The sequence below is a fragment of the Protofrankia sp. CiP1_Cm_nod1 genome (assembly GCF_920888515.1).
Lineage (GTDB): Bacteria > Actinomycetota > Actinomycetes > Frankiales > Frankiaceae > Protofrankia.
The window spans coordinates 5610-11311 of sequence record NZ_CAKKTM010000399.1; the positions used below are offsets into that span (position 1 = coordinate 5610).

At 71.3% G+C, this 5702-nt stretch carries 5 protein-coding genes; 2 read left to right on the plus strand and 3 right to left on the minus strand.

The annotated features are described in order from the left end of the window. Positions 1-1545, plus strand: a 1545-nt coding sequence (locus NBX02_RS18110; protein ID WP_445548518.1) for an aminopeptidase P family protein, incomplete at its 5' end; no start/stop codon positions are given. A gap of 259 nt (positions 1546-1804) precedes the next feature. Here NBX02_RS18110 and NBX02_RS18115 read toward each other — a convergent pair. Further along, positions 1805-2146, minus strand: a complete 342-nt coding sequence (locus NBX02_RS18115; RefSeq protein WP_013874753.1) for a histone-like nucleoid-structuring protein Lsr2 — start codon at positions 2144-2146, stop codon at positions 1805-1807. 432 nt (positions 2147-2578) lie between these two features. Between NBX02_RS18115 and NBX02_RS18120 the strand changes: the two genes are divergently transcribed. Beyond that, positions 2579-3049, plus strand: a complete 471-nt coding sequence (locus tag NBX02_RS18120) for a hypothetical protein (RefSeq protein ID WP_250285931.1) — start codon at positions 2579-2581, stop codon at positions 3047-3049. Positions 3050-3171: 122 nt separating this feature from the next. Here the strand turns inward: NBX02_RS18120 and NBX02_RS18125 are convergent, their stop codons facing one another. Together NBX02_RS18125 and NBX02_RS18130 are read right to left on the minus strand one after the other, a co-directional pair. After that, positions 3172-3996 carry an ABC transporter ATP-binding protein gene (locus NBX02_RS18125; protein ID WP_250285930.1) on the minus strand — a complete coding sequence of 275 codons (825 nt, stop codon included), beginning with the start codon at positions 3994-3996 and terminating at the stop codon, positions 3172-3174. A 220-nt stretch (positions 3997-4216) separates the two neighbouring features. Further along, positions 4217-5702 (minus strand): SpoIIE family protein phosphatase (locus tag NBX02_RS18130; protein ID WP_250292356.1); only part of this gene is annotated, 1486 nt, incomplete at its 5' end.

The window sequence follows — 5702 nt, forward strand, 5'->3', positions numbered from 1 at the left end:
GCTGCTCCCAGTTCCAGCGGCGGTTCCGTCACCGGGCCCGCTTCGCCGGCGGGACAGGCCAGCCACGACCAGCAGCCACCTTCCGCCTTCCGCCGATTCATGGCCACCGGCTGGGTGTCCACCGCGGAGCCGACGCCGGCCCGTGACGATGTGGCACAGTACGCGGCCCAGGATGTGGCCCAGTACGCGGCCAAGCGGCGCGCGCTGCTGAGCTCACGATTCCCGGCCGAGACGCTGGTGGTGCCCAGCGGTGGGCTCAAGGTACGGGCGAATGACACCGATTACCCGTTCCGGCCGGGCAGTGATTTCTTCTGGCTGACCGGTTGTCACGAGCCGGACGCCGTGGTGATTCTGCGTCCGAGCCCCGGTGGCGACCACGACGCCGTCCTGTATGTCGCCGACCGCTCGGACCGTTCCACACCGGCCTTCTACACCGACCGGCGCTACGGCGAACTGTGGGTGGGACCACGCGCGGGGGTACGGGAGACGTCGGCGGCTCTCGAGATCACCTGCCGCCCGCTCGACGAGCTCGCCGAGGCGCTGGCCCGGCTGTCACCGGCGACGACCCGGGTGGTACGCGGCCAGGACGAGCAGGTGGACCGCGCGGTCCTGCGGTACACGCCCGCCGGCCGGGAAGCATCCACCCCCGCCGGGACCGACCGGGACACGGAGCTGGCCCAGGTCCTCTCCGAGCTGCGGCTGGTCAAGGACGAGCACGAAACGGCCCTGCTGGAGCAGGCGATCGCCGCCACCGTCCTGGGCTTTTCCGAATGCGTGCGTGAGCTGGACCACGCGATGACACTGCCCAACGGCGAACGGTGGCTGGAGGGCACGTTCTGGCGCCGCGCCCGGGTCGACGGCAACGACGTCGGGTACGGCTCCATCGTCGCCTGCGGCCACCACGCCACCATCCTGCACTGGGTCCGTGACGACGGGCCGGTACGGCCCGGCGACCTCGCGCTGCTGGACATGGGTGTCGAGTCCCGCTCGCTTTACACCGCCGACATCACACGCACGCTTCCCGTGAACGGACATTTCAGCGATGTGCAGCGTCAGGTGTACGACGTGGTCCTCGCGGCCCAGCAGGCCGGAATCGAAGCGGTGCGACCGGGCGCACAGTTCCTCGACCCGCACCGGGCGGCAATGCGGGTGATAGCCGAGGCGCTGCACGGCTGGGGGCTGCTCCCGGTCAGCGTCGAGGAGTCTCTCGCGGAAGACCCCGAAGCACCGAACGCGGGCCTGCATCGCAGGTATACCCTGCACTCCACGTCACACATGTTGGGCCTCGACGTCCACGACTGCGCCCACGCCCGTGACGAAGCTTACCGCGACGGCCCACTCACGGCCGGGATGGTGCTCACGGTCGAGCCGGGGCTGTACTTCCAGCCCAACGACATTACGGTGCCGCCGGAGCTGCGCGGGATCGGGGTGCGGATTGAGGATGACATTCTCGTCACCACCGCGGGCCACCGCAACCTGTCGGCCGCGCTTCCCCGCGCCCGGGGGGAGCTGGAAAACTGGATGGCCCGCCACCGCGGCACCTGAGCCCGGGCATGACCTGGGCGACAGGTTGCGGGCCCGACAACCTGTCGCCCAGAAAACAGCACTGCCACATGCCCCAAATTGGCCATAAGCGGCACCAACCAGGGGCCCGGCCTCTTCCGCGCCGGCACCGCCGTACGACTGACCCCCCGCGTCATGGTCCACCGCTCGGCCGCAGCCGGCCCCGTGCGCCCGCGACCACGCGAAAACAGTTGTGACCGCGTGGGATTCGGGCAACTGGACGAATGCGGCCGAGAGCGGCTCAGTGAGCCTTGTCGTACGCCTCGACGATGTTGGAGGCGATACGACCACGGTCACTGACCGTGTAACCGTTGGCTCGCGCCCACTCACGAATGTCAGCGGTACGGTCGGTGCCGCCGGTACGACGAGAAGCGCCGCGCTGCCCACGGCGGGCGGCAGTTGCCCGGCCACCCGAGCGACGCGCCGCCCCAACGAACGGAGCCAACGACTCACGCAGCTTGGTGGCGTTCTTCTCGGACAGATCGATCTCGTACGAAGCGCCGTCCAGCCCGAACCGAACAGTCTCATCGGCCTCGTGTCCATCGAGATCGTCAATCAACGACACGATGGTCTTCTGCGCCATGCCTCTCTCCTTCAGGTCAGCGAACCGCGGAACTCTTCGAGACTAGTATTACCACGTCATCAGGAAGAACTGTAACTGCTGGTTCGGACACGCGCGACCGCCATCGCCCGCGACATGCCGTCCGCGGCGTCATCGACACCACACAACGTCCCTCAGGTAGACGTGAGTCACGTCTAGCCAAAGCGCTGGAGGCCACCGTCAGGATAAATTTTGATCATGAGTTGTCGCCGAATCACGACTTCCGATCCGAAACGCCGGTGGTCGGCGCAGACAAGGACGTCACGGTCCGGCCGGCAGCGGTGAGCGCCACGCAACGCCATCAAGGATCCCGCACCTGCGAATGCGATACACCACGTATGGGCCGCAGCCGCGCTCATCCGATTCACGGTCTGGTAGTAGAGCTGGCCCGGTAGTAGCGCCCAAGGAGCCACGGTGGATGAGCGGACATGGATCGTCGATGCGGCAAATGTGATAGGAGCCCGCCCGGACGGATGGTGGCGCGATCGCGCGGCCGCCGCCGCACGCCTGCACGGACGCCTGTCCGCGCTGTGCCAGGGGGCCTCCACGCCACGGGCGGCGGCCAGCGAGGATCTGCCGGCCAGGGAGGACCTGCCGGCCGAGGTGATCCTGGTGCTCGAAGGGGCGGCCCGGGCCGGGGTCGCCGCGAGCGGGCGGCCCGGCGCCGGTGAGCCGGGCAACCGGCCCGCCGGGCTCGTTGTCGTCCACGCCCCCGCGGCGGGTGACGACACGATCGTGGCGGCGGCCGCCGCGGCGGTCCAACAGGGACGTGGCGCCGTTGTCGTCATCACCGCGGACCGCGCGCTCCGCGCCCGCGTCCACGCTGTGGGCGCGGCCACGGCGGGGCCAGGATGGCTGTGGGCGCTGCTCGACCGTCCCCGCTAGAACACGCCCGCCAGAACACGCCCGCCAGAACGCGGCCACCCGCTGGGAACAGCCGCCCACGGGAAACAGCGCCCATCGCCCGGACGGCCCGGACGGCCCGGACAGACGCTCAGACGGACGGCTCAGACAGACGGCGCGGTACGCCCCGAATGCTGGAAGACGGGCGTCAGCCGCGCGGAGAACCGGCCGGCACCGGCACCGACCTCAAGGGGAATGCCAAAGCACGCCGACAGCGCCGGGCCGGTCAGGACCGTCTCGACGGGCCCGGCCGCGACCACCCGGCCGGCGCGCAGCAGCAGCGCATGGGTCACACCCGGCGGAATTTCCTCCACGTGGTGGCTGACCATGATGGTCACCGGCGACAGCGGGTCCGCGACCAGCCGGGTCAGCCGCGCCAGCAGGGCCTCACGGGCCCCCAGATCGAGCCCGGCGGCCGGTTCGTCCATCAGCAGTAGCTCGGGGTCGGTCATCAACGCACGCGCAATCTGGACGCGCTTGCGCTCGCCTTCGGACAGGGTGCCGTACCGCCGGTCGGCGAGATTCCGGCAGCCGACCTGGGTGAGCAGCTCAAGGGCCCGCCACCGGTCGTCATCGGTGTATTTCTCGGTGGCCCGCCCGAGCACCGCCCACGCGGCCGTCATGACCACGTCGAGGACGCGTTCGGTGGCCGGCAGGAGGTCCGCGACCGCCGAACTCGCCAGGCCCACCCGGCTGCGCAGGTCGAACGCGTCGACCTCACCGAGCCGGCCGCCGAGCAGGTCGACCGTTCCGCGAGTCGGGAAAACCCGGCTCGCCGCCACCTGGAGCAGGGTTGTCTTCCCGGCGCCGTTCGGCCCGAGAATGACCCAGCGTTCACCGTCGGCAACGGTCCAGTGGATGTCGGAAAGGAGCGTCGCGCCATCCCGCACAACAGTTACCGAGTCCAGGCGCAACACCACGTCTGTCACGGGCCTCACGTTACGCGACCCGTCCCGGCGCGGAGCCGGCCGGGACGGTGTGCCTATCGGGAGGTGACCGACTTCTCAGCAATTCCGCCGCATTCGCGCCGGGCAGGCCGTCACGGCAGCGTCGCAGCACCATCACAGCAGTGTCACGGCAGTGTCACGGCAGTGTCACGGCAGCATCACGGCAGCATCACGGCAGCATCACGGCAGCATCACGGAAGTGTCACGGCAGCGGAGGCGCGGCGATCTCCGCCCACACGACCTTGCCGTCGCCGACCGACCTGGTCCCCCAGCGGGACGCGATGAGCGAGACCAGCTCGAGGCCCCGGCCGCCTTCGTCGTCGAAGTCGGCGTGCCGGCGCCGGGGCAGCCGCGGGTCACGGTCGGAAACCTCCACGATCACCCGGGACCCGGTCCGGCGCAGCCGCACGGACAGTGGGGACCGGCCGTGCACCAGCGCGTTGGTGACCAGCTCCGACATCAGCAGGACCACGGAGTCGACGGTGTCGGCGTCCACCGACCACGTCCGCAGCAGGTCGCAGGCGCGTCCCCGGGCCGCGCCGAGGCCGGCCGGCCCGTCGGGGACCGTGATGTCGGCGTAGCGGGTCGCCCCGCCCGCGTCGGTGTCGGGCAGCCCCACCAGCAGCAGGGCCACGTCGTCGTCATGGCCGGCGTCCCGGCCGAGGGCCTCCAGGGCCTGGTCGGCCCGTCTGCCCAGGGAGCCGTCCTGCCGGGCGAGCACCGCGGCCAGGTCCGAGACGCCGGCGTCGATGTCACGCTCCCGGCTCTCCACCAGCCCGTCGGTGAACAGGACCAGCAGCGCCCCCCGGTGCAGCCGGACGGTGTACTCCTTGACGTCGCCGCGGCCGAGCCCGAGCGGGGTGCCGACCTCCATGTACAGCCGCGACACCAGGCCGTCGGGGGCCACCACCAACGGCGGCGGGTGCCCCGCGTTCGCCAGCGTCAACAGGCCCGTGTGCGGCTCGATGACGCCGTAGATGCAGGTGGCGATCTGGCCCTCGTCGATCTCGCTGACCACGCCGTCGAGCAGGGCCAGCACCTCGTACGGGGACAGCTCCAGGCGGGCGCAGGTCCGCACCGCGGTCCGCAGCTGGCCCATGATCGCCGCGGCCCGGACCCCGCGGCCCATGACGTCACCGATGACCAGGCCCACCCGGCCCGCGCCGAGGTCGATCACGTCGAACCAGTCCCCGCCGACCTCGGTGTCCTCGACCCCGGGCACGTAGCGGGCGGCGATCTCCAGCCCCTCCGGCTCGACCACGGTCGGTGGCAGCAGGCTGCGCTGCAGGGTCAGCGCGGTGTCCCGGCTGCGCCGGTAGAGCTCCGCGTGCTCGACCGCGACCGCCGCGCGGGCCGCGAGCTCCTCGAGGAAGGCCACGTCGGCCTCGGTGTACGGCGGCCGGTCGCCGGCGGCCATCAGGCTGACCACACCAGCCACCTGGCCGCGCAGGACCAGCGGCACGGCGGCGAGGGTGTGCGCGCCGACATGCCCCATCCAGCGCGCCATGTCGGTGGACGACAGCCAGGAGGCGCCGGCCAGCGGGGCGATGTGCCCACGCCCGGTGAGCGCGGCGAGGTTGACCGGGCTGTCCCGCGGCCACCGGCCCGTCCGGGCCCGGGGTATCGGCAGCTGGGTCAGGCCGGGGCGCACCGACACGACCGCCCGCCGCAGCACCGGCGCCCCGGCC

Coding starts and splice junctions, on each gene's coding strand:
- NBX02_RS18115 (WP_013874753.1), bottom strand. CDS start 2,146: ATGGCGCAGAAGACCATCGTGTCGTTGATTGACGATCTCGATGGACAC.